Source organism: Pseudomonas sp. LBUM1659 (genome assembly GCF_059716045.1).
Genome location: NZ_CP166797.1, coordinates 4207262 through 4232676 on the forward strand (window position 1 = coordinate 4207262; position 25415 = coordinate 4232676).

At 56.8% G+C, this 25415-nt stretch carries 23 protein-coding genes, 2 tRNA genes and 2 pseudogenes; 14 read left to right on the top strand and 13 right to left on the bottom strand.

The window, feature by feature from the left end:
• Positions 1–52: 52 nt before the first annotated feature.
• Together ACA048_RS19070 and gltX are read right to left on the bottom strand one after the other, a co-directional pair.
• A tRNA-Ala gene (locus tag ACA048_RS19070) sits at positions 53–128 on the bottom strand.
• Positions 129–318: 190 nt separating this feature from the next.
• The gene (gene gltX, locus ACA048_RS19075) at positions 319–1800 is read right to left on the bottom strand and encodes a glutamate--tRNA ligase (protein ID WP_497625794.1); all 1482 of its coding nucleotides are present in this window, start codon (positions 1798–1800) and stop codon (positions 319–321) included.
• Between the two features lie 220 nt (positions 1801–2020).
• Here gltX and ACA048_RS19080 point away from each other — a divergent pair, with 220 nt between their 5' ends.
• Entirely contained in the window at positions 2021–3070 is a 1050-nt protein-coding gene (locus ACA048_RS19080) for an HlyD family secretion protein (RefSeq protein WP_497625795.1), read from the top strand.
• Positions 3060–4610: an MDR family MFS transporter gene (locus ACA048_RS19085; RefSeq protein ID WP_497625796.1), complete on the top strand. Its 1551-nt coding sequence runs from the start codon at positions 3060–3062 to the stop codon at positions 4608–4610. Before ACA048_RS19080 ends, ACA048_RS19085 begins: the two co-directional genes overlap by 11 nt.
• Positions 4611–4715: 105 nt before the next feature.
• Here ACA048_RS19085 and uvrB read toward each other — a convergent pair whose 3' ends face one another.
• A complete protein-coding gene (uvrB, locus tag ACA048_RS19090; protein WP_497625797.1) occupies positions 4716–6731 on the bottom strand; it encodes an excinuclease ABC subunit UvrB in 2016 nt (671 codons plus the stop codon).
• Between the two features lie 338 nt (positions 6732–7069).
• Between uvrB and ACA048_RS19095 the strand changes: the two genes are divergently transcribed.
• A complete protein-coding gene (locus tag ACA048_RS19095; protein ID WP_497625799.1) occupies positions 7070–8266 on the top strand; it encodes an amino acid aminotransferase in 1197 nt (398 codons plus the stop codon).
• A 238-nt stretch (positions 8267–8504) separates the two neighbouring features.
• Positions 8505–8705 (top strand): hypothetical protein, encoded by a 201-nt coding sequence (locus tag ACA048_RS19100; protein WP_497625800.1) that lies wholly within the window; start codon positions 8505–8507, stop codon positions 8703–8705.
• Here the strand turns inward: ACA048_RS19100 and ACA048_RS19105 are convergent.
• A complete protein-coding gene (locus ACA048_RS19105; protein WP_007943502.1) occupies positions 8702–8932 on the bottom strand; it encodes a hypothetical protein in 231 nt (76 codons plus the stop codon). The genes ACA048_RS19100 and ACA048_RS19105 overlap by 4 nt on opposite strands.
• Before the next feature lie 227 nt (positions 8933–9159).
• Between ACA048_RS19105 and ACA048_RS19110 the strand changes: the two genes are divergently transcribed.
• Positions 9160–9235: transfer RNA gene (locus ACA048_RS19110), tRNA-Asn, on the top strand.
• Positions 9236–9351: 116 nt separating this feature from the next.
• Here the strand turns inward: ACA048_RS19110 and ACA048_RS19115 are convergent.
• Positions 9352–10869: a nucleobase:cation symporter-2 family protein gene (locus ACA048_RS19115; RefSeq protein WP_497625801.1), complete on the bottom strand. Its 1518-nt coding sequence runs from the start codon at positions 10867–10869 to the stop codon at positions 9352–9354.
• Between the two features lie 255 nt (positions 10870–11124).
• Here ACA048_RS19115 and ACA048_RS19120 point away from each other — a divergent pair, with 255 nt between their 5' ends.
• Together ACA048_RS19120 and ACA048_RS19125 are read left to right on the top strand one after the other, a co-directional pair.
• On the top strand, positions 11125–11406 hold the full coding sequence (locus ACA048_RS19120) for a BrnT family toxin (protein WP_497625802.1): 282 nt from the start codon (positions 11125–11127) through the stop codon (positions 11404–11406).
• A gap of 3 nt (positions 11407–11409) precedes the next feature.
• Entirely contained in the window at positions 11410–11742 is a 333-nt protein-coding gene (locus ACA048_RS19125; protein WP_497625803.1) for a BrnA antitoxin family protein, read from the top strand.
• Positions 11743–11776: 34 nt separating this feature from the next.
• Here the strand turns inward: ACA048_RS19125 and ACA048_RS19130 are convergent, their stop codons facing one another.
• The 3 genes from ACA048_RS19130 to ACA048_RS19140 form a co-directional block, all read right to left on the bottom strand.
• On the bottom strand, positions 11777–12604 hold the full coding sequence (locus ACA048_RS19130; RefSeq protein WP_497625804.1) for an arylamine N-acetyltransferase family protein: 828 nt from the start codon (positions 12602–12604) through the stop codon (positions 11777–11779).
• Between the two features lie 111 nt (positions 12605–12715).
• Positions 12716–13510 carry an exodeoxyribonuclease III gene (gene xth, locus ACA048_RS19135; protein WP_497625805.1) on the bottom strand — a complete coding sequence of 265 codons (795 nt, stop codon included), beginning with the start codon at positions 13508–13510 and terminating at the stop codon, positions 12716–12718.
• A 350-nt stretch (positions 13511–13860) separates the two neighbouring features.
• Positions 13861–15267 carry a DUF1254 domain-containing protein gene (locus tag ACA048_RS19140; protein ID WP_497625806.1) on the bottom strand — a complete coding sequence of 469 codons (1407 nt, stop codon included), beginning with the start codon at positions 15265–15267 and terminating at the stop codon, positions 13861–13863.
• A 251-nt stretch (positions 15268–15518) separates the two neighbouring features.
• Between ACA048_RS19140 and ACA048_RS19145 the strand changes: the two genes are divergently transcribed.
• Both ACA048_RS19145 and ACA048_RS19150 read left to right on the top strand, forming a co-directional pair.
• On the top strand, positions 15519–15986 hold the full coding sequence (locus ACA048_RS19145; RefSeq protein ID WP_497625807.1) for a hypothetical protein: 468 nt from the start codon (positions 15519–15521) through the stop codon (positions 15984–15986).
• Between the two features lie 57 nt (positions 15987–16043).
• Positions 16044–17018, top strand: a complete 975-nt coding sequence (locus ACA048_RS19150) for an alpha/beta hydrolase (protein ID WP_497625808.1) — start codon at positions 16044–16046, stop codon at positions 17016–17018.
• Here ACA048_RS19150 and ACA048_RS19155 read toward each other — a convergent pair whose 3' ends face one another.
• Complete coding sequence (locus ACA048_RS19155; protein WP_497625809.1) at positions 17019–18749, bottom strand: L,D-transpeptidase family protein; 1731 nt, start codon at positions 18747–18749, stop codon at positions 17019–17021.
• Between the two features lie 81 nt (positions 18750–18830).
• Between ACA048_RS19155 and ACA048_RS19160 the strand changes: the two genes are divergently transcribed.
• The gene (locus tag ACA048_RS19160) at positions 18831–19535 is read left to right on the top strand and encodes a murein L,D-transpeptidase catalytic domain family protein (protein ID WP_497625810.1); all 705 of its coding nucleotides are present in this window, start codon (positions 18831–18833) and stop codon (positions 19533–19535) included.
• A gap of 190 nt (positions 19536–19725) precedes the next feature.
• The gene (locus ACA048_RS19165; protein WP_497625811.1) at positions 19726–20511 is read left to right on the top strand and encodes a transporter substrate-binding domain-containing protein; all 786 of its coding nucleotides are present in this window, start codon (positions 19726–19728) and stop codon (positions 20509–20511) included.
• A 117-nt stretch (positions 20512–20628) separates the two neighbouring features.
• Here ACA048_RS19165 and ACA048_RS19170 read toward each other — a convergent pair whose 3' ends face one another.
• The 3 genes and pseudogenes from ACA048_RS19170 to ACA048_RS19180 all read right to left on the bottom strand — a co-directional run.
• Positions 20629–20847: a hypothetical protein gene (locus ACA048_RS19170; protein ID WP_497625812.1), complete on the bottom strand. Its 219-nt coding sequence runs from the start codon at positions 20845–20847 to the stop codon at positions 20629–20631.
• A gap of 143 nt (positions 20848–20990) precedes the next feature.
• Positions 20991–21294 (bottom strand): annotated as a pseudogene (locus tag ACA048_RS19175) (hypothetical protein).
• Between the two features lie 36 nt (positions 21295–21330).
• Positions 21331–21495: pseudogene (locus ACA048_RS19180) on the bottom strand (DUF6124 family protein); the annotation flags it as partial.
• 13 nt (positions 21496–21508) lie between these two features.
• Between ACA048_RS19180 and ACA048_RS19185 the strand changes: the two are divergent.
• Complete coding sequence (locus ACA048_RS19185) at positions 21509–21763, top strand: DUF4145 domain-containing protein (RefSeq protein WP_497629898.1); 255 nt, start codon at positions 21509–21511, stop codon at positions 21761–21763.
• 37 nt (positions 21764–21800) lie between these two features.
• Entirely contained in the window at positions 21801–21962 is a 162-nt protein-coding gene (locus ACA048_RS19190) for a hypothetical protein (RefSeq protein WP_497625813.1), read from the top strand.
• A 3-nt stretch (positions 21963–21965) separates the two neighbouring features.
• On the opposite strand, the gene ACA048_RS19195 is transcribed toward ACA048_RS19190, so the two are convergent.
• Entirely contained in the window at positions 21966–23405 is a 1440-nt protein-coding gene (locus ACA048_RS19195; RefSeq protein ID WP_497625814.1) for a serralysin family metalloprotease, read from the bottom strand.
• A gap of 1085 nt (positions 23406–24490) precedes the next feature.
• Here ACA048_RS19195 and ACA048_RS19200 point away from each other — a divergent pair.
• Complete coding sequence (locus ACA048_RS19200) at positions 24491–25414, top strand: hypothetical protein (protein ID WP_497625815.1); 924 nt, start codon at positions 24491–24493, stop codon at positions 25412–25414.
• Position 25415: the final 1 nt, after the last annotated feature.

A 25415-nucleotide genomic window follows, 5' to 3' on the forward strand; every position in this document is an offset into this window, starting at 1 on the left:
GCTGAGAGTTGATCGCTTCAAGGCCGGTGTGGCCAGACCTTGAAGTGTAAATTGGTGGAGCTAGACGGGATCGAACCGTCGACCTCTTGCATGCCATGCAAGCGCTCTCCCAGCTGAGCTATAGCCCCTCATCGCTGAGGACGGGGCGAATCTTAATGGCGGATCGAAAAGCTGTCAAACTTATTTTCAACAATTTTCAAAATTTTTTGTCGCCATAACAATCACTTACCGCCCTCCCCCCCGAAAAATCAGGGGGAGCGCCGAAGATCACGATCAAATGATCGCGCCCTCCGGCGGTTCCTGCAGGGTCAATCGCCCTCAGGCGATGTTACCCAACAGTTTTTCCCACTCCTTGTTTTCCTTCTTCGACACGCCGCCCAGCAGGTCAATCGCCTGGCGCAGACGGAATCGGGTCAGGTCCGGACCGAGGATTTCCATCGCATCCAGCACCGACACCGAACTGGCCTGCCCCGTGATCGCAGCAAACATCAGCGGCATGGCGTCACGCAGCTTCAGTTCCAAGGATTCGACCACCGCCTGAATCGTCGCGGTGATGCTGTCCTTCTCCCACTGACGCAGGCTTTCCAGTTTCCACAAGATCAGCTGCATCAACTGACGAACCTGGTCGCCCGAGAGCTTCTTCGATTCAAACAATTTGGCATCCGGGTTCACGCCACCGGCAAAGAAGAAGCCGGCCAACGGTGCAACCTGGCTGAAGGTTTCAACGCGCCCCTGTACATGCGGCGCGATCTTCATCATGTATTCAGGGTTCAATGCCCAGGTCTGCAGGCGCGAAGCGAACTCTTCTACCGGCAGGTCTCGCAGCCACTGGCCGTTGAGCCACGACAGCTTCTCGATGTCGAAAATCGGCCCGCCCAGCGAGACACGGCTCAAGTCGAAGTGGTCGACCATTTCCTGCAACGAGAACTTCTCGCGCTCGTCCGGCATCGACCAGCCCATGCGGCCCAGGTAGTTGAGCATCGCTTCCGGCATGAAGCCCATGCGCTCGTAGAACGTCACCGAGGTCGGGTTCTTGCGCTTGGACAGCTTGCTCTTGTCCGGGTTACGCAGCAGCGGCATGTAGCACAGCTCCGGTTGTTCCCAGCCGAAGTACTCGTAAAGCAGGATCAGTTTAGGCGCCGAGGGCAGCCACTCTTCACCGCGCAGGACGTGGGTGATGCCCATCAGATGGTCATCGACCACGTTGGCCAGGAAGTACGTCGGCAGGCCGTCGGTCTTCATCAGCACTTGCATGTCCATGCGATCCCACGGGATCTCGACGTCGCCACGCAGCATGTCCGGCACCACGCAAACGCCTTCACTCGGCACTTTCATGCGGATCACGTGAGGTTCGCCAGCGGCCAGGCGACGGGCAACTTCTTCCTTTGACAGCAACAGTGCGCGGCCGTCGTAACGCGGGGTTTCTCCTCGAGACATTTGCTCGGCGCGCATCTGGTCCAATTCTTCGGCAGTGCAGAAGCACGGGAACGCATGACCCATTTCAACGAGCTGTTGGCAGTACTTCTGATAGATATCGCCGCGCTCACTCTGACGGTAAGGACCGTGCGGGCCACCCACGTCCGGGCCTTCGCTCCAGTCGATACCCAACCAGCGCAGGGCGTCGAAAATCTGCTGTTCGGACTCACGGGTCGACCGCAATTGGTCGGTGTCTTCGATCCGCAGGATGAACTCACCGCCATGCTGCTTGGCAAAGCAGTAGTTGAACAAAGCGATGTAAGCGGTACCTACGTGGGGGTCCCCGGTAGGCGATGGCGCGATGCGCGTGCGGACGGTGGTCATGGCAAGTCTCGAAATGAAGATAAAACAAAGGGCGAATGGTAACAGGCGAAACCCGCCCGGCTCCAGTGAACAGGGCATTTAAGCCAAGTTTGCGCCTACAACGCGCGTATACCCTGGTGAATGGCCGAATATCACCCGATGGCATTTACCGCTTGTCGGCTGTATGACAGATTCACCTGCTGATAACTTTCCTTACAATTTCTCGACTACAGTCTGCCCCATGCCTGCCCAACTCAAGCGTCGCCTGTTTATTTTCCTGTTGATCGTCCTGCTGATTGCCGGGGGCTTTTTTGCCCAGTGGTTCTTCAAGGGACGATTCTATGAAAGCACCGACAACGCCTATGTCCAGGGCGAGATCACCCGTGTCTCGAGCCAGTTGGGCGCGCGCATCGATCAAGTGCTGGTGCACGACAACCAGCACGTCGAGAAAGGCCAGTTGCTGATCAAGCTCGAAGGCGCCGATTTCGACCTCGCCGTCGACCGCGCCAAAGCCACCCTCGCCACCCGCCAGGCCGAACGCCTGCAAGCGCAAAGCAAACTGACCCAGCAATCCAGTCTGATCGCGGCCAGCGAAGCGCAAGTCGCCTCCAGCCAAGCCAGTCTCGGCCGCTCGCTCATCGACTTGAATCGCGCCGAGACCTTGCGCAAACCCGGCTACATCTCGGAAGAACGGGTGACCACGCTGTCGGCCGACAACCACATCGCCCGCTCGCAAGTCGCCAAGGCCCAGGCTGACGCTCAGGGCCAACGCCAGCAGGTCAACGCCCTGACCGCAGAGATCAAGCGCCTAGACGCGCAGATCGCCAACGCCAAGGCCGACCTGGCGCAAGCGGAACTGAACCTGACCCGCAGCGAAATCCACGCACCCATCAGCGGCCTGATCGGTCAGCGCGCCGCCCGCGAAGGCCAAGTGGTGCAGGCCGGCGCGTACTTGCTGTCGATCGTTCCGGATCAGGACATCTGGATTCAGGCCAACTTCAAAGAAACCCAGATCGGCCACATGCAGCCCGGCCAGAGCGCCGAGCTGACCTTCGACGCCTACAGCGACATGCCCATCAAAGCGCGCGTCGACAGCCTGTTCGCCGCTTCGGGCGCGCAGTTCAGCCTGTTGCCACCGGACAATGCCACGGGCAACTTCACCAAAGTCGTACAACGGATTCCGGTAAAACTGACTTTCGCCGCGGACAATCCGCTGCAAGGCAAGATCCGTCCGGGCATGTCAGTCACCGCCAAAGTGAACATCAAAGACGCCCCTGACGATGGCCGGTGACCAACTGATCCGCCCGGTCGGCGAACCGACCCGGCGGGACTGGATTGCGGTCATGAGCGTGATGCTCGGCGCCTTCATGGCCGTGCTCGACATCCAGATCACCAACTCTTCGCTCAAAGACATTCAGGGCGCCCTGTCGGCCACCCTGGAGGAAGGCTCGTGGATTTCCACCTCGTACCTGGTGGCGGAAATCATCATGATCCCGCTGACCGCCTGGCTCGTGCAGCTGCTGTCCGCGCGACGACTGGCGGTCTGGGTTTCACTGGGATTCCTCGTCGCCTCGCTGCTGTGCTCCATGGCGTGGAGCCTGGAAAGCATGATCGTCTTCCGCGCCTTGCAGGGCTTCACCGGCGGCGCGCTGATCCCGCTGGCGTTCACCCTCACGCTGATCAAACTGCCCGAGCACCATCGCGCCAAAGGCATGGCCATGTTCGCCATGACCGCCACCTTCGCGCCCTCTATCGGCCCGACACTGGGCGGCTGGCTGACTGAAAATTGGGGCTGGGAATACATCTTCTACATCAACGTTCCACCTGGCCTGATCATGATCGCCGGCCTGATGTATGGCTTGGAGAAAAAAGAAGCGCACTGGGAGCTACTGAAAAGCACCGACTACATGGGCATTCTCACCCTCGGCGTCGGCCTCGGTTGTTTGCAGGTGTTTCTCGAAGAGGGCCACCGCAAGGACTGGCTGGAGTCGAACCTGATCGTAACCTTGGGCAGCATCGCGCTGATCAGCCTGATCACCTTTGTGATTGTGCAAGTTTCCAAGCCCAACCCGCTGATCAACCTGGGCATCCTGCGCAACCGCAACTTCGGCCTGTCGAGTATTTCCAGCCTGGGGATGGGGGTCGGGCTGTATGGTTCGATTTTCCTGTTGCCGCTGTACCTGGCGCAGATCCAGAACTACAACGCCCTGCAGATCGGCGAAGTGATCATGTGGATGGGCGTGCCGCAGCTGTTTCTGATTCCGTTGGTGCCCAAGCTGATGAAGTACATTTCGCCGAAGTGGCTGTGTACGCTGGGATTCGGGCTGTTCGGGCTGGCGAGTTTTTCTTCGGGGGTACTGAACCCGGACTTCGCCGGGCCGCAGTTCAATCAGATCCAGCTCATTCGCGCGCTGGGCCAGCCACTGATCATGGTCACCATTTCGCTGATCGCCACCGCGTACATCCTGCCGCAGGACGCGGGGTCGGCGTCGAGCCTGTTCAACATCTTGCGTAACCTCGGCGGCGCGATTGGCATCGCCCTCCTCGCGACCCTGCTGGATGCGCGAACCAAGACCTACTTTGATTACTTGCGTGAAGCCATCGTACCGAGCAATCCCCAAGTGGCCGAGCGGATGGCGTCGATGGCGGACCGGTTAGGCAGTGAGACGGCGGCGCTGGGCAAAATCAGTGAAATCGCACACCAGCAGGCGTCGATCATGGCTTACAACGATGCGTTTCACTTTGTCGGGATTGCGCTGGGGGTGAGTATGTTGGCGATCTTGCTGACCAAGAAATTGCCGGAGGGGATTAAGGCTGGGGAAGCACATTAAGACTGCGTCGCCGCCATCGCGAGCAAGCTCGGCTCCTACAGGTGATCACCTGACCTGTAGGAGCCGAGCTTGCTCGCGATGGAGGCCTGACAGGCACCGAAAATCTCAAACAGTGATCAACCGCTCCCGCAACTTGCCAATCTCATCGCGCATCTGTGCCGCTGCTTCAAACTCCAGATCACGCGCCAGCGCGTACATCTTCTCTTCCAGAGCTTTAATACGCTTGGCGATCTCGCCCGGCGAGCGCAATTCCGCTTCGTACTTGGCGCTCTCTTCGGCAGCCTTGGCCATGCCTTTGCGCTTCTTGCTGCGCGAGCCCGGCACGGTGGCGCCTTCCATGATATCGGCGACGTCCTTGAACACACCCTTCGGGGTGATGCCGTTGGCCAGGTTGAAGGCGATCTGTTTGTCGCGACGACGCTCGGTTTCGCCGATCGCCCGCTCCATGGAGCCGGTGATGCGGTCGGCGTACAAAATCGCCCGACCGTTGAGGTTACGCGCCGCCCGGCCGATGGTCTGGATCAGCGAGCGCTCGGAACGCAGGAAGCCTTCCTTGTCCGCATCGAGAATCGCCACCAGTGACACTTCCGGCATGTCCAGGCCTTCACGCAGCAGGTTGATCCCCACCAGCACATCGAACGTACCAAGGCGCAGATCACGAATGATTTCGACCCGCTCCACGGTGTCGATGTCCGAGTGCAGATAACGTACGCGAACGCCGTGATCGGCCAGGTAATCGGTCAAATCCTCAGACATACGCTTGGTCAGGGTCGTGACCAGAACCCGCTCTTCCAGCGCGACACGCTTGCCGATTTCCGAAAGCAGATCGTCGACCTGAGTCAGCGCCGGACGGATTTCAATTTGCGGATCGACCAGCCCGGTCGGACGCACCAACTGCTCAACGACGCGACCTGCATGCTCTGCCTCGTAATTGCCGGGCGTCGCCGAGACAAAAATCGTCTGCGGGCTGATGCTTTCAAATTCGTCAAAACGCATCGGCCGGTTATCCAGCGCGGACGGTAGGCGGAAACCGTATTCCACCAGCGTCTCTTTACGCGAACGGTCGCCCTTATACATGGCGCCGACCTGCGGCACGCTGACGTGAGATTCGTCGATCACCAACAAGGCATCGGCCGGCAGATAGTCGAACAACGTCGGTGGCGCCTGACCGGACTCACGACCGGACAGGTAGCGCGAGTAGTTTTCGATACCGTTGCAATAACCCAGCTCGAGGATCATCTCCAGGTCGAAGCGGGTGCGCTGCTCCAGACGCTGGGCTTCAACGAGTTTGTTGTTGCTGCGCAGGTAGTCCAGACGTTCCTGCAACTCGACCTTGATGCCTTCGATGGCGCCAAGCAGGGTTTCTCGCGGTGTCACGTAGTGGCTTTTCGGATAGAAGGTGAAGCGTGGCAGCTTGCGGATCACTTCGCCGGTCAGCGGATCGAAGGCGGACAGGCTCTCGACCTCGTCATCGAACAGCTCGATGCGGATCGCTTCAAAATCGGATTCGGCCGGGTGGATATCGATCACATCGCCACGCACCCTGAAGGTCGCGCGGGCGAAATCCATGTCGTTGCGGGTGTATTGCAGGTCCGCCAGGCGACGCAGCAACGCACGCTGATCGAGTTTGTCACCGCGATCCACGTGCAACACCATCTTCAAATAGGTTTCCGGACTGCCCAGACCGTAGATGCACGACACGGTGGTGACGATGATCGCGTCTTTGCGCTCCAGCAACGCCTTGGTCGCGGACAGGCGCATTTGTTCGATGTGGTCGTTGATCGAGGCGTCCTTCTCGATGAAAGTGTCGGACGACGGCACGTAGGCTTCGGGCTGGTAATAGTCGTAGTAGGAAACGAAGTACTCCACCGCGTTGTTCGGGAAGAACGCCTTGAACTCGCCATACAACTGCGCGGCCAGGGTCTTGTTCGGCGCCAGCACCAGGGTCGGACGCTGCACTTGCGCGATCACGTTGGCGATGCTGAAGGTCTTGCCGGAGCCGGTCACACCGAGCAACGTCTGGTGCGCCAGCCCGGCTTCGATGCCCTCGACCATCAGGCGGATGGCTTCCGGCTGATCGCCGGCGGGCTCGAAGCGGGTCACTAGCTGGAATTCAGACATTCAATACCCCTGGGGTCGCGCCTGACCGGTCAAACCGGACAGCCACGAGAAAGACCGCAAACGACCGACGTCGCCCGAGGAAAAAACTGGATTGTGCTCAATGTGGTGTCGATTGCCTGCTCTTTCAAGGCAAACGTCCTACATCCCATGAATCCTTTGACGACGCCAATCGACTAACGGTCGAAAAATAATCGGAAAAACTTGGCGGAAAAGCCGAATCGTCTGTCGCCATCGGTCGCCGATGGCCTCTATACTAGCTCCCCGTTTGTGCACCGCTCTAGTGCATTCGGCTGGAGCGCCACACGTCCCTCCACTCTCCATTCAGAGCCGCCGCAAAAATGAGCCTGTTCTCCGCTGTCGAAATGGCACCACGCGATCCAATCCTGGGCCTCAACGAAGCATTCAACGCCGATACCCGTACCAACAAGGTCAACCTGGGGGTCGGTGTTTACTGCAACGAGGAGGGGCGAATTCCACTCCTGCGCGCCGTTGTCGAAGCCGAGACGATTCGCGTCGCTCAACACGCTTCCCGTGGCTACTTGCCAATCGATGGCATCGCTGCCTACGACCAGGCTGTGCAGAAACTGCTGTTCGGCAACGACTCGCCACTGATCGCCGCTGGCCGCGTCATCACCACCCAGGCCGTGGGCGGTACCGGTGCACTGAAAATCGGTGCCGACTTCCTCAAGCAACTGCTGCCGAACGCTGTCGTGGCGATCAGCGACCCAAGCTGGGAAAACCACCGCGCGCTGTTCGAAACCGCCGGTTTCCCGGTGCAGAACTACCGTTACTACGACGCCGCGACCCACGACGTGAACCGCGTCGGCCTGCTGGAAGACCTGAACGCCCTGCCCTCCGGCTCGATCGTTGTGCTGCACGCCTGCTGCCACAACCCGACTGGTGTGGACCTGAGCCCGGCGGACTGGAACAACGTACTGGAAGTGGTTAAAGCCAAAGGCCACGTACCGTTCCTCGACATGGCTTACCAGGGCTTTGGCGATGGCATCGACGAAGACGCCGCCGCTGTGCGCCTGTTCGCTGAATCGGGCCTGACCTTCTTTGTGTCCAGCTCGTTCTCCAAATCGTTCTCGCTGTACGGCGAGCGCGTTGGCGCCCTGTCGATCGTCAGCGAATCGAAAGAAGAAAGCGCGCGCGTGCTGTCGCAAGTCAAACGCGTGATCCGCACCAACTACTCCAACCCGCCAACCCACGGTGCAAGCATCGTCGCCGCTGTTTTGAACAGCCCGGTACTGCGCGCCCAGTGGGAAGAAGAACTGGCTGAAATGCGCCTGCGGATTCGCGGCATGCGCATCCAGATGGTTGATCTGCTGGCGAAAAACGCCCCACAGCGCGACTTCAGTTTCGTCGGCCGTCAGCGCGGCATGTTTTCTTACTCCGGCCTGACGGTTGAGCAAGTTACCCGGCTGCGCACCGAGTTCGGCATCTACGCCCTGGACACCGGCCGCATCTGCGTAGCTGCGTTGAACCAGAGCAACATCGACGTGGTGACCAAGGCCATCGTTCAGGTGATCTGAGTCGTCGCGTGATGGAAAACGGGAAGCCATATGGCTTCCCGTTTTTTTATGGGTCGCAGATATCTCTCGACCCGACGGCCAAGCCCCCTAGACTGCACACCATCCTCTTGTGGGAGCCGGGCTTGCCCGCGATGAGGCCATCATATTCAACATTGATGTTGGCTGATCGACCGCTATCGCGGGCAAGCCCGGCTCCCACAGGTTATGAGTACACCCGAGAATTCTGACGAGAACCCACATGAAAAACGATGACCTACGCGCAGACCGCGATGAGCTGGACCACTTCGCGCCTCGCACCCCGGCCAAACGCGGCAGCAACCTGGTAATGCAAATCGCCGCGGGCGTATTTCTCGGTGGCCTCGCCTTGTGGCTGGTGCAACTGGCCGCCACGACGCTCTACGCCAAAATGATGCTCGGCACCTTTACCTTCGGCGGTTAAGCCAGTTCGGTGGCACGCTGACTGGCGGCGTCGTCATAGGCGACATAGAGCGACTCGGCAATCTGACTCTTGATCGCCTTGGTGCTTTCCAGGCCCAGAACAAAACCTTCGGCCTTGCCGCCGGCACGGTTCAATTCCTCAGCGGTGCTAGCCTGCGTGATTGCGTCGAACAATTTTTCGGCGTGGGGACCGACACCTTTGGGCAAGCTGATCTGAGCGATGCTCATGCGAACACCCCGTTGTTGTGAGGTGTGCAGGTTGAGTGATTCATGGCGCGTACCTTTTCGGCGAATGGCCGGCAGCGCGTGTTACCACTTCCGGGCGGCCATGGTAGACCTCTGGGAGGAATCTGGTAACCGCCCATGGCCGATAAACCACCGTCTGTCTCGACGAATCGGTAAAGTTGCTATCAGGCGCTTGACTTCTCTTTTTGAATCAGTAACATAGGCGCCATTCCGCGATAGCTCAGTTGGTAGAGCAAGTGACTGTTAATCACTGGGTCCCTGGTTCGAGTCCAGGTCGTGGAGCCATACAGCAATACTGGGAAAGCCTCTGAACCGAAAGGTACAGGGGCTTTTTTGTGACCGAAGGAAAAGCAAAAGGCCGATCTGTTCAACAGATCGGCCCTTTGTAGTGCTAGCTGTCGCTACACATGCTCACTGCTTTTCGCATGCGCCGCTTGCGGTTCTCCATGCCCGTGGTCCACCTCCACCACCGGAATTTCTTTCCCGTCGCAGTCATGCAGCTTGCCTTCGCTGAAGTAATCCCCCTCACGCAACGCTGCCAGATCCTGATAACGCAGCACACGCTCAGTACCGGCCGCGAACACCGACTGCTGATCCGAGTTACCGGCCGTGAGGTGGTTGAAGGTCAGGTTGAGCACGATGGCCATGATTGCCGACGAGCTTATGCCCGAGTGGAAGATGGTCGCGAACCAGCTTGGGAAGTGATCGTAGAAGCTCGGAGCAGCGATCGGGATCATGCCGAAACCGATGGAGGTGGCGACGATGATCAGGTTGACGTTGTTGCGGTAATCAACCTTGGACAGCGTACGAATACCACTGGCCGCCACGGTGCCGAACAGCACGATACCGGCGCCGCCGAGGACAGACGTCGGCACCGCCGCGATGACCCGGCCCATAAAGGGCAGTAAGCCGAGGATCACCAGAAACAAACCACCCGTGGCGACCACGAAGCGGCTCTTGATCCCGGTCACCGCCACCAGCCCAACGTTCTGGGCGAAGGCGCTTTGGGTGAACGAACCAAAGATCGGCGCGACCATGCTCGACAGCATGTCGGCGCGCAGGCCATTGCCCAGGCGTTTGGAGTCGACTTTGGTGCCGATGATTTCACCGACGGCGAGGATGTCCGCCGAGGTTTCCACCAGCGTCACCATCACCACGATGCACATCGACAGGATGGCGGCGAAGTGGAAGGTCGGCATGCCGAAATGGAACGGCGTCGGGAAGCCGAACATCGGGCCCTGGGTGACAGACGAGAAGTCTGCCATGCCGAGGAACACCGCGATGATTGTGCCGATGACCATCGCCAGCAGGATCGACAATCGAGAGATGGTCGCGCTGCCGATCTTGCTCAATAGCAGGACCAACACCAGCGTCACCGCCGCCAAGCCGATGTTCGCCATACTGCCGAAGTCCGGCGCATGACTGTTGCCGCCCATGGCCCAGCGCGCGGCCACCGGCATGAGCGTCAGGCCGATGGTGGTGATCACAATGCCCGTGACCAGCGGCGGGAAGAACTTGGTGATGCGCGAGAACACCGGCGTGATCAACAAGCCAATCAACGATGCGGCAATCACCGCCCCGAGAATCGACTGAAACCCGCCCTCCCCACCACTGCTGACAATCGCCACCATGGTCGCGACACCAGAGAACGATACGCCCTGTACCAGCGGCAACTGACAACCGAAAAACGGTAAACCAAGGGTCTGGAGTAACGTCGCCAGCCCCCCTGCAAACAATGAAGCAGCAATCAACAAACCGATGTCCGCCGGCGAGAGCCCGGCCGCCTGACCGATGATCAAAGGCACCGCGACGATGCCGCCGTACATGGTCAGAACATGTTGCAGGCCGTAAGCCATATTCGCGCCGATTCCAAGGTTTTCATCCTCAGGCCGTTGGTGTGAAACATGGGGCGTTTTCATGGTTGGGGGGTTCCCTGGTTTTTGTTATGCGCACACTGTATTCAAGACCGAGGACAAATGTCTATAGAGTTGTATACAACTTATCATTCAGATTATGACCAGTTGTTCATTTCGCCCTTGGCTGTGCGGCTTTCCTCCCCTCAAAACTTTTGAAATACATCCTGACGCGGCCCTTCCACATTCCCCACTAGGCTTTGGCATTCCCAGCGACCGCCGGTACGGTCGCCTCTCGCTTATACATATAAAGTATGCATAATGAAGCCATTCGAAATTCAGTTTCACAAGGCAAAAAACGCAGCCAACAAATTAAAGCGCCAGGGCATTAGCCTTTCAGAAACAGAGCCGGTTTTCTGGGACGAGCGAGCGCTTACGCTCCAAGACCACCACCATGATGAAGAGCGGTGGATCATCATGGGGATGGATGCCAAGGGTCGCTTGTTGGTCGTTGCGTATACCTATCGAGATCCGAATTTCGTTCGAATCATTTCCGCGCGCATCGCTACCAAAAACGAGCGCCGACGGTACATGGAGGATTGACCGATGAAAGACGAATACGACTTCAGCAATGCCAAGCGTGGGGCTGTTGCCTCCAGCAAAGGCAAAACCAGAATCACCATCATGCTCGATGATGCCGTCATAGAGGCGGCTCGCTCACTCGCCGAAAGCGAGGGATTTGGCTATCAGACAGTGATCAATAACACCTTGCGTCAGGCGCTGCTCAATCACAGGGAAACAACCGCCGAGCTCGACCCGCGTGCCGCTTTCGCGAATGCCGGACATTTCAAAGAAGGGATAACCGCCTCAGAGCTGAAGAACCTCGAAAAAAAATTATCCGAGGTGCTCAGTGAAATTCATCGAGTGATGGCGCCTTGAGTTCTCCCCCTGTGGAGTCTCAAAAAACGCGGGCTCAGTCTGGGCGGACCAACCGCTCAAGCACCTGCTTCAAACCCTCATGTTCCGGCACCCGGATCCCGAACTCATCCTTCAGCAACCCGATCAGCTCACCCACATCCACCACCTGCCGCCGTTCGCTTTCGCGACCGACCCGATGTATTGCAAAACTGCCGTTGTTCAGCGTACGGCGCCAGCCCTCCCCGGTCCGGGCAACCATCAGTTGCCGAGCAAACGACGACTCGGGATGGGTCGAGACGTACCAGTTGCCGACGGTGTAATCGATGTCTTCCTGGCGTTGCAGGTCGAAGATGTACATTGCCCGCCACTCGCCACCGACATTGGCCCGCAGGGTGTAACCATCTTCGTGCCGTTCAATGCGATACGGTTCATGGGGTGTGAGTTGCTCGGCTTCGGTATCGAGTATCAGCGGTGCGGTGGGGACCATGCCGCCGAAGCCGACGTCAGTGATGTAGCGCACGCCGTCCAGAGTGACCAGGCTCAAGCGGTGCGTGCGAGCGGTCCACGCGCCTTCGGGCTGGCCCATCACTACCCGGCCGGTGATGCCGCGAGCGTCGAACCCTAATGCCTGAAGCAACGCCAGGAACAGGTTGTTGAGCTCATAGCAGTAACCACCTCGACCGTCGTACAGGACTTTTTGCTCGATGGATGGCAAGTCAATCAGCACCGGTTCGCCCGACAACGTGGTTAGGTTTTCGAACGCGAATTCACCGGTGTGGCGCAGTTGCAGCTGGCGCAGGGTTTCCAGGGTCGGCGCCGGGGGCGCGTCGAAGCCCAGACGCTGTAAATATAACGAAAGGCGGGTCAGGCGTGGCTCGCTCATTGCTCAGTCCTTATGCATGGGCCGCGGATCTCTCCGCCGATGGTCGCCATGTATAAGGGATAAAGCAGTACAACTGACAATTGATTTCGCCAATCACCGCTCTCATCAATGTCAATGTCGCTTGCGCGAGCTCACGCGAATCCACGTCGGCGCGTGATCACTGGCATGCGGCTCATTGCGCACCCAGGCATCGACCCCCGCCTCTTGCAGATACGGACTCAGCGCCGGGTTCAACAACAGGTGATCGATGCGCAGCCCGGAATTTTTCTGCCAGTGTTGTCGGAAATAATCCCAGAACGTGTAAAGCCGATCCTGCGGGTACAGATGGCGCAGGGAGTCAGTCCAGCCCTGATCCAGCAAGCGCTGATAACACTCGCGGCTTTGCGGTTGCAGCAACGCATCCTTGAGCCAGGAACGTGTGTTGTAGATGTCCAGATCAGTGGGCACCACGTTGTAGTCACCCGCCAGCACCACCGGATGCTCGCTGCTTTGCAGATCCTTGGCATAAGCGATCAGCCGCTCGAACCACGCCAGTTTGTAATCGAACTTCGGCCCCGGCTGCGGGTTGCCATTGGGCAGGTACAGACACCCCTCCAGCACGCCGTGCACCGCCGCTTCCAGATAGCGACTGTGGGTATCCGTGTCGTCACCCGGCAAACCGCGTCGACTCTCCAAAGGTTGCGCATCTCGCGCCAGAATCGCCACCCCGTTCCATGACGACTGGCCCTGCCAGATGGCGCCGTAACCGGCCGCTTCAAGTTCTGCGACTGGAAAGGCCGTGTCGACCGACTTGAGCTCCTGCAAACACGCGATGTCCGGTTTCTCCTGTTCTAGCCACGCCAGCAGATTGGGAAGACGCGCTCGCAGGCCGTTGACATTGAAGGTGGCGATTTTCAGGTTCTTCATGGTCCGACGCTCGCTTCGGATTGGCGGTATCCAGTTGTGACCGAAGTGCGTGACGACAGTTGCCGTGGCGAACGCAGCAGGCGATTAAAGGCGTCGGGGCGGGCCGACTACCACATTGAATGGGGCCATCGTTTGAAGCCACCGACCACTCGTCATCCAACCGGCACCAACCACCCCGCCCTTCCAACAGCGGTTCGAACATGTCAACCGACCACACTCCCGGCACGCCTCCGGCCGGTAATAACTCGGGCGCAGGCGGAAGAACCGGAGGTGCCGGGGGTGGAACCGGCAGCTGAATGAATAAAAACAGGCCATTAAGCAGTTCATGGCCTGCTTTCGCTACAAGTCCATCACACTCGTTTGACCGCGGGCGGGTTCCACTTACCGGTCAACGCCTCGGATTTCGGGCCGTACAAGCGCATGGTCAGGTTGAACGCACCTTTGGGTGCGGGAAGCCAATTGGCCTCAAGGTCTTTGCCGGGGCTTTCGTTCTGGAAATAGAGGTCCAGGGAACCGTCGGCGTTGGTCTTGAACGGCATCCAGCTACTGACCGCAAAACGGTTGAGTGTATTGCCCACCTGGAACCCTTCCGGATCGTACAACGTGATCGACCAGAAAGCGTTCACCGGTGGTACCTCACTTTTATCGAAATGCAGCACGTATTTGTTTGCGCCATCGAGTGGCTTGCCCTGCTCATCGCCCATGTTCAGCGGATAAATGGCATCCTCGGGTAAGTTCGCCCCCAACCCGACCTGCGCCAGGATCGCGCGCTTAAGGTAGTAGTTGCCATAGACGCCCATGGTGTCGGTGTTCATCGACCAGCCGTTGACCACAGGAGCGAGCGTGGCAACCTTCCATTTCATCAGCGTTTGCGCTTCCGCGGGCACGGTTTGCAGCGCGGCTTTAACGGCCGAATCCAGTGCCTCGATGTTGAACGATTTGCCCACCTCGATACCGATGCGTTGCATCTGCGCCAGAATCGGCTGGTCGGTAAGATGAGGCGGATGCATTTTGAGCAACTCGGCGGCGTAGGCAAAGTAATTGGCGGCCGACATCGTATCGACCTGAATCTTCGGCGGCGTTTTCATGTCCACCGTCGGGTCGATTTTCACAGTGACCGGTTCAGCTTTTTTACCCAGCTGCGACAACGGCGTCACGGTGTAGCCCGCCTGAATGGTGTGCACCGCTGCGTAGTCGGCTTCCCCGTCAGTCTGGGTCCGACCGATGATCCAGACGAAAGGCGTCGGTGCCGGCAAATGGCTCAATCCGGCCGGCACCGTTCCGGTCCAGCCCGGCGGTGTCACCAGAAACTGACTGGCCTGCGTGCCAGTCGTGCGCCAACCAGGCGACGCGAAAACGTCGCTCCACATGTCGAGCATCGGCAACAGATAAAAGCGCCCCGCCGTGTCCGGCGCGGAAATCACCAATGGCTCTTTAGTCAAGTCGAGCCAGGCGATGGAATACAGCGTATCGAAGTTCGGTCGCACCACACCTCTGAAACTCGCGGATGGGTACTGCGGCACACTCACAAACATGTTCATCGGGCCTTTACCGAATTCCTTGCCGGGTTCGATATTGGTGAACTGCTTGCGGGTGATGTCCATGGTCAGCAGCGGATAAAAATACAGGTAGGCCTCAACGCCAATGGCATGCGCCTCTTCGGGCGTGACTTTCGGTTGAGCCTGACTGGCCAGGGGAAAAACGGCCGCGGCCGCAAGCGTTAGAGCAACGGCTGTCAATGCTTGAGTAATCAACATTTAGGCGATCGTCCTTGCGATGGGGAGCGCTGCCGGGGTCGGCAGAGCTAACGGAACTCTAGACGATCGATTCAGTAAGAACTGACAGGCGGACGACCGGTTGTCGGGGTGTGGCCAGTCTGAAATAGCACTGAATAGTCGTTAATGCGCTTGGACACCGCAATGAATGGACCTGTGGATATGATCCAAGGCAAAACCCGGATAGCGCTGAAAGAGCTACGATTACTCTTACATCATGATAAGGAATCGACATGAGTAAGGCAGACGAGCTCGCCACGAAGTTGAAACACACCGGGGCTACCCGCGCCGAACAGGCAATCGACAGCTGGCCGAGCCAGGTTTACGAACTGTATCGCCAAATCGAGCACTGGCTGCTGCCGCTGACCGAGGTCGGTCTGGTCTTGCGGCACAATCCCACACACGTATTCGAGAGCGATCCGGAAGGGGAAACGTTCGACTATGCCATCGACCAACTGGTGATCGAAGGCAATGACCACAACCTGACTTTCGACCCGGTCGCGCGCTTCACCGACGATGGTGAGGGCCGTGTAGAGATTCATTCCAAAGGCCAAGAGCTCGCATTGCTGCGTACTGTCGGCGAGCATGGCGAGACGCATTGGTGGTTACAGGTCATCGAGCAGGCAGGACAACAACTGGATGCGGTGGCGATGACGGAGAACAATTTGCTTTCGGTCGTGCAGGAAGGTTTGGAGCTTTGAGGCTAACCTCCTATTCGACCCTCGACTGTGTTCGACCAACAGCACAGGACAACATGCATGGACAGTTTTGTTTTGGGCACACGCGCCAAGGTTTCTGGTCAGAGCAGGTTTGGTAATCGCACCGGCGCCGTTTCATATTTGAAAGTGCCCAGTGGCGCCACCGAGCCCGCCCCCTCAGACCAGGTAAGTACCGTCAAACAGTGGCTGGATCTGATCGTCCAACAAGCGAACCCTCCAGGCACCAAACCCGGAAAAGAACTGGATATTGTTTTTTTCGTCCATGGCTACAACACCGATTCAAAAGAAGCACTCAGGCGTCAGCGACTGGTCGAGAGCGAACTGAAAAAACGCAAATACAACTGCATGGTTATCGGCTTCGACTGGCCAAGTGCAGGCAGCGCTGAACTGTATCTATATGACCGTTCGCAAGCTCAGGAAGCAGCCACGCTGTTAGTGACCGGTGGCATCATCCCGTTTGCCAACTACACGCTAAAAGACTGCCCCATAAACATCCATATCATGGCGCACTCCATGGGTGCCTTCGTGGTGCGTGAGGCGGTACGCGCGGTCGATAAAACTCGCAATGCGGAACTGGCCAATGACTGGCGCATCGGTCAACTGGTGTTGTTTGCGGCGGATATCTCCTCCGAGTGCTTTGAGCTCAACAACTCGGACATGATTCCGATCTTTAACCACTGCGGCCGACTGACAAACTACTTCAGTGGTTACGATGAAGCGCTGGCCGTTTCAAATGTCAAAAACATAGACATCAGCTCGCGCGTCGGACGCGTTGGCATGCCGACTGATACGCCGGCGCACGAAAAGGCCGTCGATGTTGATTGCGGACCGCGTTACAAGGCTGTCCCGAAAAGAAAATTCAAGATCATCGACGGCATGATTTCCCACTCCTGGTATCTGGAGGATCCGGTCTGGTACGACGATCTCGCCTATACCCTGCAAGGGCAAGTTGACCGTAACTCCATCCCGACTCGGATCTGGGTCAGTAAAAATGACTTTATCTTGAAAACCTGACTACCCGCCCGCCCCCAAAGCCGCATGCAAATCCAGCACCGGCAATGTCGAAGGCCGGTTCAACGCCCGCAACACTGGCGCATCGTAGCCATACACATCTGGCTTGAATGCCACTCGCCCGCCACTCTCCAGATCCACCGTCCAGTACGCCAACAACACCGGCACTTTCACCGGAAGCGAGATGTTCTGGGTCTTGCCATTGGCCAATTGTTTTTGAATGCCGGCGCTGTTCCATTTAACCGGGTCGTTGAACAACAGTTCCACCAATTGCAGCGGGTTCTCTACGCGGATGCAGCCCGAACTGGTCGCGCGCACAGTTTTGGCAAACAACTCGCGGTGCGGTGTGTCGTGGAGGTAAATCGCATAGTCGTTGGGGAAGCGGATCACTACCTGGCCCAACGAGCTGTCAGGGCCGGCATCCTGGCGCAGGGTAAGCCCGCGCGGATTGCTCCAGTCAACGGATGACGGGTCGAGCGCATTGCCTTCTCGATCAAGTACTCGTATGCGGTTGTTGGCCAGGTAGCCGGGATTGGCCTGAACTTTGGGCAGCACGTCTTCCTTGAGGATCGTCGGCGGCACAGTCCAGGTCGGGTTAAACGTGATGTAGGTGATCTGTGCCTGAAAAATCGGTGTATTTCGAGCTGTTTTACCCACTTGCACTCGGGAGCGCCAGATCGGCTGGCCATCGCGGTACATCGCCACCTTGTAGCCGGCGATATCGACGATCACGAATGTGCCCTGCAGTTTATAAAGCAGCCAGCGCGCCCGCTCCATGTTCACCCGTACCTGGTCGATGCGCGCCTCAACAGGCACATTCAGCGCCTCCAGCGTAGTTGCCCCCGCCACACCATCCGCGCCAAGGTATTGCTCGGTCTGATACTTCTTCACCGCAGCGGTGACGGCGCCGTCGTACTTCGTGCCGCGGCCTAATCGCGGATCAAGAAAGCCTGCCGCGACCATCCTCGCGCGCAGCTGTGCGACAGCGGGTTCGTCCATGCCGGGCTTGAGCGAATGGTCTACAGCAACTTTCGGCCAGCCGCCTCTGTCCCGAACACCGCGCAGTTGCGCCAATGCCTGACGCAGACGCTCGTACACCGCTTCTTGCGGCGGTGCCAGTGCAAAAGCACTCGCCACGTCGTGATTGTCGAGTGCCGCGAAGAAGGCGTTGAAGTCGTCACGGGGGTCGACGCCGTTCGAGTCAAAATTCCAGTGATTGTCGAGCCGCGAAGGGTCGACCTTGCCGCGCCGCAACTGCTGCAGCGCGGTAATAAAGGTGTGGGTGGTTGCGATATCAAACGCTGCCCGCTGCTCAGTCGTGGCGGTCAAAGCGAGTACTGAAGGCTGTGTCCGGACAATTTCTTCAATATGGAAATCCGCCGGGTTCAAACCGTCGGCCTGCGTGTCGTTCAAGCTTTTGATCAACTGCGCGACATCGCTGTCATTCGTCCACGCCGCGCGATAGGCGCGATGGGTATAAAAATCCATGACAAGACGGCTGACATCCACCCGCCGATTGCGCTTTGAAGTGAGCAATGGCGGAAACGCGGTTTTCAGAGGCGCAAGCGAGGCCTGAATCGTTTGAGCGACGTTGTCGCCCGGTGCAGCGCCCATAACGGCGTTCGGCGCAGTTGCCGGCTCAATCGGCGAAGTTTCGGCAACCGCTGCACCGCTGATCAGAAAGCCCATAAAAAGAATGCGGCTTATGACGAATAACCTTGTTAATTGCACCATAGATAATCCCTAATCTCCCGCATTCACCAGCTAGCTTCCCACGCACTGCTAGACTCGAACTTAACATGATGAGACATCTATATGGCGTTACTACGTTTTGGCCTTCCAATCGCGGCCCTGTTACTGACTGCAATGTCCGTACCATCAGCTTACGCCGATTCGCTTGCCGCCGCCCTCGTCAAAGCAGCGCCCACTGCCGACGCCAAGGTCATTGACCTGGCGGTCCGCGCTTCAAAATGCAGCATCGCTCAAGGCGCAGCCCCTGTCCAAAGGCTTGCTGTCATCGACTATTCCCTGCCTTCGACCGAACAACGGTTGTGGGTGTTCGATCTGAAGAAACGCAAATTACTGTTCCATGAACTGGTAGCCCACGGGCGCAACACCGGCGAGAACATGGCCGTTAACTTCTCTAATAAAAACGAAAGCTTTGCCACCAGCCTCGGCTTGTACCGCACGCAGTCAAGTTATGTCGGGCAAAACGGCTACTCGCTGCGCATGGAAGGGCTGGAACCGGGCTTCAACGACAACGCGTTTGACCGGGCGATCGTGATTCACGGAGCACCGTATGTCAGCCCGATGCTGGCCCGCGTGAATGGACGGATTGGCAGAAGCCTCGGTTGTCCGGCAGTCAGGCCGGCGATTGCGCATCGGCTGATTGATTCGATGAAAGATGGGCAGCTGTTGTTCTCCTACTACCCGGATCAGCGTTGGTTGAAGACTTCTTCTTATATCAATTGTGGAAGTGAGACCGTTGCGTCGGCGTCCAAACAAACTATTCGCAAGTAAGTAGCGCATGGACCTGTAAAAGCCGTAATCCCTACCTCGTCTTCTGAAAGGTTGCTCTCGTTAGCCTCGCCGTCAACTTCGTAGCGGCGAGACTCAAGCCCCTGGACGCATTTAGTGTTTATTATCCGTTCGGGGACGGCTCTGCATTACCGATTAGCCGATGGGATTCCATCTAAAAAGTCCGAGAACAATGAAGAATATCAAAATCACAATAATGCTCGGTGGTCTGCTCGCTTTATCGTTTGGCGTTGAGGCGGAACCATCACATCTGGACAGCGTCATCCAGCAGAGCCAACTTCGCGTGTGCACCACAGGCGACTACAAACCCTACACTTACAAAGCCGAAAACGGCGAATACTCAGGCATCGACATCGCCATGGCCCAGTCACTGGCGGACAGCCTGGGCGTCAAGGTTGAATGGGTGCAGACCACCTGGAAAACCCTGATGCCTGACATGCTGGCGGGTAAGTGCGACATCGGCATGGGCGGGATCTCCGTCACCTTGGAGCGCCAGAAAAAAGCCTTCTTCAGCACCACGCTAGACGTCGATGGCAAAATCCCGCTAGTGCGCTGTGAAGAGCAAGCGCTGTACCAAACCGTCGAACAAATTAACCAGCCCTCGGTGCGCCTGGTTGAACCGGCGGGCGGTACTAACGAAGCGTTTGTCCACGCCTTCTTGCCCAAGGCACAACTTAGCCTTCACGACAACGTGACCATCTTTCAGCAGCTGCTGGATAAAAAGGCTGACGTGATGATTACCGATGCGTCGGAAGCGCTGTACCAGCAGAAACTCAAACCCGGCTTGTGCGCGGTTAACCCGAGTCAGTTTATGCAGTATGGGGAAAAGGCTTACCTGCTGCCGCGCGACGACATGACTTGGAAGTTGTATGTCGATCAGTGGCTGCATTTGGCCAAGGTGACGGGCAAATATCAAAAAGTCCTGAGTCAATGGATAGCGACGCCCGAGACTAAATAGCCGCTAGATTGTCCCCCGTACCAGCTGGCGAAGCCTGCGTCCGACTGCGCAGCAGTCGCCACCCCAAAGTGCACGGCACATCAGGCAAAACGCAAGACGGCGGAAACACTTCCGCCGTTAATCGCCGTGCAACAAACCCGAACTGTACTCGCCGAAACTGTTACCGAGCGCACTGCCATGAAAATTCAACTTACTAGGGCTGTTGGTGGGCCCTGGACCAAAGCCGGCAGACGGCAGGGTGGCTTCCGAGTAATCGTTATAGGGGCTCACACCCGAACAGGCGCTCAGCAGCAACGCACCACCGATTAGTACGACTTTGACGAGATTCGAGATCATTTGTCAGTTCCCTGTGGGATGGAAGCTCGGTGATACGCGCTTGAGTCGTGATCTTAGGCGGCGATTTCGGGGGACATTGTGAAACTTTGCGGGGTGACAGCATTGGTTCAGCTAGGGCGGTTTCTGGATGAGAAAAAAGGGCGTTACCTCAGGAACGCCCTTTTCTGTTTAGAGCCGCGACGCCTAAACCTGCGCCTGCAATCGCCGCCCACTACATCCATCAAATCACAGCCATCACGCAACGGAATCGCCAGCACCCGCGCGAAGTCTTGCAGTGCAACGCGTCGCGACTGAGGCCGTCGCCTAGGGAAAGGTTTCCAGCAGTTGCGTCACCGTGCGGATGCGGTACGCGGCGGTGTCGTGCAACACGTCGATGGGTGCTTCGGTGTCGATCAGCAACGACGGGATGGTGCAGTCGATGCCGGTGATCGGCATATATCGAGCCATGGTTTGGAGCTCCAATAGATAAACGAGCGTGACCGCTTAGGCGTTGCTGGCGGATGGAACTTCAGACGCGCCCTCGGGCGGGTCGAGATCGTCCAGTGCTCGATTTATCAATAGCTCACCGATGACTGCCAGTTGCTGGATTGAGAGAGCCAGGCTGCGGTTTGAGCCTTCGAGTTTGCATGCAAGATCAGTGGTTATGCCCGCCAATCCTGATATGCCTGAGGACATTCGCAGAGACTACGATGAAGCCAGCGCGATTTTTGAGTTATCTCCACGCGATGCAGCCGCACGGATCCACTTAGGAATTCAAAAGCTGTGCAAGGATCTCGGTCAACCGAGGGAGAACATAAACAAGGACATTGGTGCACTCGTGGCTGGTGATTTAGATGCACGACTTCAACAGGCACTCGACGCCATCAGGGTCATCGGGAACAATGCGGTCCACCCCGGACAGATCGAAATCAGATGAACGAAATCCAAGAACTGAAAGACCGTAGGGGGAAACGGTGTCCTGTCTTTCATGGGGCTCGTTCATCGCCGGCGTGAACCTGGTGGTGGGGATGTTGTGCCTGCATGAAACCAAGGATGTGGACAAAAAAGGTCCGTCCATGTTGGCCATGGAGGGACCTTCCTTACAAGAGAGCGAAGTGGTTGCTCTCTTGTATTGAGGCTTACGCCACGATATCCATCATCGCAGCCTGGCCCACCGTGCCCACGGCAAAGCCCGCAACACCCATGCCGTCAAGGTCGACATACAGGCTTGTCTGGTTGGTTTCAGCGAAGTAAGTCAGGACCGCATCACCCGCATTGCCGGTGAAGCCGCTGACGAAGTTCAGCATTGCACCACCTGAAGCGAACTGCGCGAGGCCTGACAGATCGATCTTGTCCTGACCACTGGTGAAGTCCATGATCCAGTCTGGTGCGTTGTAGTGTGTATCGCTGACAGCACCAAACACAAAGGTGTCCGCCCCCGCACCACCCCACAAGGTATCGCCACCACCACCGCCGTAGAGAATGTCGTTACCGGCTCCGCCTTCCAGCAGGTTGGCCACCGCGTTGCCGATCAGCAGATCATTTCCTGAACCGCCGAGAGCGGCTTCCACCGTCACGCCCTGAGCAATCGAGACGTTGCCCACCAGGCCGCCAACATCGGAAAACGAGCCCTCGTTGAGGTTGATCTTCTGGTTCTGGGTGAAACCGGAGAAATCCAGCGTGTCGTTGCCACCGCCATCCCACACCGAGAACACCACTTTGGAGGCCGCCGACGTCGCGCTGTAGAAGTCGCGATCGGCGTTGGAATTAAAGCCGTACACGGTGTTATCGGCACGGGTCTCCATATTGGCCCCGTAGAGTTTTTGCACGGCGGCGATGTCGTCCATCAACGGTGCCGAGGCATAGGCGCCGCTGCCGTCCTTGCTGAAGTTCTGGTTGGTGTTGCTTTCGCTCCAGTAGCTCATCAAGCTGTAGCCGCGCGTGTCTTGCGCGTAGGTTACGTCGTTATAGGTCGGGTTACCGTTACCCGCGTTATAAACGCCAGGATGGGACAGGCCCAGGCTGTGGCCGATTTCATGGGTCAGTGTCTGCCGACCATAGTTGCCATGGTCCGGGGTCTTGTTGACCTGATACTGATCGTTGATCAGGTACCACGACTGACCGTCGTAGCTGCTGCCCGACGGTAGATACGCAAAGGCGGCGCCACCGGTGCTGACGTTGTAGTTGCCGAAACTCAGGTTACCGTCACCGTGCCCCGCGCCTTGCGTGAACGTCACGTTGGCCACGTCCGACCACGATTGCAATGCGAGTATTGCCTGGGCTTTCTGCTGCGCGCTGAACTCGCTGAAATCCCCCAGTCGCGAGTCGTAATTGGAGGGCGCGGAGGTCATGAAACTGAAATCCAGCTCGATCTTGCCATTGCCGTCCTTGTCGTGCCAGGACATGTTTTTGCGCAGGATCGAATCGGCCGCCTGGTCGGCAGTGAACGACGGTTTGCCGTTGATCAGCTCCGAGCCACCACGGTCGTACAAATGGCTGAAGGCATCGACCTGGCTCGAGGCCGAACTGACCTGGCTCGAGGCCTCCATCACTGTTTCTTTTGCTTTTGCCTGTGACATTGCTCACATCCTTGCTTCAAGTAGTCAATTGCGACAGACCACGACAACCCCTTCGCGAGATCGTCCTATCACTCGCCCTGTTGAAGGCGAAACCAAACTGACACAGTTTCAAGCAGCACAGCAATTGAATTTTTAGATGGTGCTACAGACACGGAGAGCCTGACGCGACGGATGAGTGAAGTGGGCCTGACCATCAACGAAGAAAAGTCGAAGATTGTCTACATCGACGAGCTTCACCTTTCTCGGATAGACGTCAAAGTGCGAACCCTTAGAAGTTCAAAGGACGAACTTTTTCGCAAGTGCATACCGGTGGCGTCGATGAAGGTAGCGCGCAGAACAGTAGGGTCGATCACACACTGACGCATCCATCTATCTAACGCTATTTTTCTGCAACGATCGAATTTAAACTTGTTATCCAGAAGCCATAAAAATCAGCACAAAAAGCCAATATTATGAGCGTTTTTTACAATCAAAAAATTCGCACCCCTGATATAAATAAAGTGTTAGTTGTCACCCAGAACATCTATTGAATAGCTCCTTCAATCAGCGAAACCAGTTAAAAGGTCTATCCAGAGTGATTCCTCACAGCAATCAAGCGCTAAAACAACATAAAGGAAAAGATAGTAAGCCGCGCAACCTAGGGGGGCATTCGATGAGACCTCGGACAAAGGAGTATATCCATTGAAGAAAGACTGACGCGGGTAGCACTTCCTTAAGCAGAGTGTTGTTAAGCCTTTTTCGGAAGGTCTTTCTGACGTACTTACCAATCATTCTTGGGTTGCCAGCAGACACTTGAGCACTACGGCCTTCGCGTTTACTGATGGTGGCCGAGCGTACTCGACTCTCAGTTCGGCTTATCCTTCAGAAAAGTTATTATAAGAGCGACGCACAAATAGATTAAGGTCAACCATGCACACTTGCACAGCCTACCACATTAAAAACACTTCGACTTAGAGAAAGTCTGAACCCACTATCAATCGACTCGAGGCATTCTGACAAACAATTATTACATACTGCAAGCCATGTCGGCTGGATGGCGCTCTCGAACCGTTACTCTTAATGCAAACCAATTAAAAGGTATTTAAATGAGCAATCAAAACAACATCTTACCACGACCAAATTTATACACGCCTGCCAACAAGCTATCACACTTAAAATCCGGAGTTGACAGCCGAACAGGCAATTTTCAGGCTTCGGTAGTTCTAGGAACCGTTGTTAGCGGGATTCAGGAGCCTGCAGCATTCAGCCTTACTTTGCTCTTGGGAACATCAGTCCACATTACGAGCAAGCTCATATCAGGAGCGACCTCACAAAACGCAATTGAGTTCGGATTCAATATTCCTAAAATAGTTATAGACACTGAAACCCCTACCTTGTCAAAAATCTATTTCTCAAGCGGAGAAGTAGATGAACTGGTTTATAACGCAACGCAAAACACATTAACAACACGCTACCACAAAGCCAATACTCTAAAAATAGAGCGTTATCGCCACACCACAGATACAGACCGTACTCAGGGGTACAAAGTCTCTTACAAGGATGGGCGCATTGAATACTATAACAGTGCGTGGCGTATTACCCACATGTACTCAGCCTCTGGGGCTGGTCTGTGGTTCGAATATGGCGAGGGATTGATTCCCCTGCAAAAGGTTCGCAATGAAGACAACAGCAATTATATTGAGTGGAGCGCCCGAGACCTCCCTGGAGGAGGCGTGGGTGAAAAACCAGTAACAGTAACCGAACTCATGGATGGCATCTCTACGATCACAAAATACGACTTAAAGTTGCGAGAGGAAAGCTCTATTCCATTCAATCAAATTTACTATATTTCACGAGTAAGCATGCCCAACGACTTTGGGCGCTGGATAGAGTTTGAATATCGTAAGCCGCCCTCGTGTAACTATTATGTGTTTTCAGGTATTAGCACCCCTCTGGGGCTATATCAAGTGGTTGCGCATTTTGGTACACCTCGTCGATTCAGCGATGAAATAAATTATCCTGTCGTATAGC